At 37.4% G+C, this 1,231-nt stretch carries 2 protein-coding genes and 1 pseudogene; all 3 read right to left on the reverse strand.

Annotated features, from left to right (window positions below; all coding sequences use genetic code 11):
• Positions 1 to 588: pseudogene (locus HMPREF2991_RS11065) on the reverse strand (hypothetical protein); the annotation flags it as partial.
• A 39-nt stretch (positions 589 to 627) separates the two neighbouring features.
• A complete protein-coding gene (locus HMPREF2991_RS11330; protein ID WP_070683914.1) occupies positions 628 to 828 on the reverse strand; it encodes a hypothetical protein in 201 nt (66 codons plus the stop codon).
• Between the two features lie 79 nt (positions 829 to 907).
• A partial coding sequence (locus tag HMPREF2991_RS09195; RefSeq protein WP_180364438.1) for a hypothetical protein occupies positions 908 to 1,231 on the reverse strand: 324 nt, incomplete at its 5' end.

The following is a 1,231-nucleotide window of genomic DNA, read 5'->3' on the forward strand; positions in this document are numbered from 1 at the left end:
GTAAGGACCCGCTTCATAGATATCTGAACGCTCTTGATACTCTCCTTCTACTTTTCCACTATCAATGTTTAAAACTACGGTTTTTATAGTACCTTGTTTGTCTTTAACTTCTATATTGATGACGTTCTTGGGATTATTACGATAGGTGAAGATTCTGAAATCAATCGGAAAAAAACTGGCGTCATAGTCTGCGACCACTTTGTTTAGATCCACTTCTTTAACGGCTAAGTCTTCTGTTCTATAGTCATAAAGACGAATCTTCCAATAATCTGATTTGGGCCTGTTTTTTCTATCGGTTAAATCAACTCCACCTTTACTTGTCATCACTTTCCGCTCGGTTGTATAAAGATAGACACCACCCCCAGGTCTCGCTTTGGAATCGGTGTTTAATAAGACGAATTTTCGTTGATTCCCGAAAAAATATACGTTTTCTTTTACAGAATGGTATTCTTCAATAGAATATTCGACTTTTTCAGGTTCTTTAAATAATTGTTGTAACCCAACAGTACCTACTATAATAAAAGGGATAAGAATTAGGCTAGCTAACACAAATTGAAAAGCACGCTTATTTTTTAATATCTTCCTCATCGTATCAGTGTCCTCCTGCACCTACGCCATTTACATAACCTAAATAAGACCATTTTCATCAGTACGTTTCTGCTCATCTGATAGGTGGGAAGTACTTTCTATAATATTTCTTACTAATTCATCTGCTTCAATAACAATTGTATCAATGGTAACACCTAGCACAGACTTCCCGATTTTCCCAACAGCCGTCTTCGAATTTTTGCCAAACAGAAAAGCAAAAGGAAAATGCCTTTGTTCCATTATACCACATGAGTGATACCGTGAGAAGATGAGAAAAGCAAAAGAAAACCACCTGAAATGAATTCAGTGATTCATATATTTATGGAAAATCTTTGTATTGACTCTCTGCGATTTCAACCATTTTCCTACGATTGTGGCGTTCCTTAGAATCTTTTCCGCCTTGGATATATCGTTCTCTACGTTCTGCTCGTGACTCAGGAGCTTTAATATAGATACCTCCATCAATTGCCGCAACTAAACTAGCTTCTGTTGCCGCGAAAGCTTCCGCTACACTATCTAAATATTGATCAAGCGAATCAACCGTTGTTACTAAACTCTCCATTGTTGCTTTGGTTCGCTTAACACAATCTTCAAAATTACCTGTCACTGGTGCATCAATCAGCGAGCGAATGTCATCTGGTAT

This window comes from Streptococcus sp. HMSC072D07, from assembly GCF_001814835.1.
Lineage (GTDB): Bacteria > Bacillota > Bacilli > Lactobacillales > Streptococcaceae > Streptococcus.

Coding starts and splice junctions, on each gene's coding strand:
- HMPREF2991_RS11330 (WP_070683914.1), bottom strand. CDS start 828: ATGGAACAAAGGCATTTTCCTTTTGCTTTTCTGTTTGGCAAAAATTCG.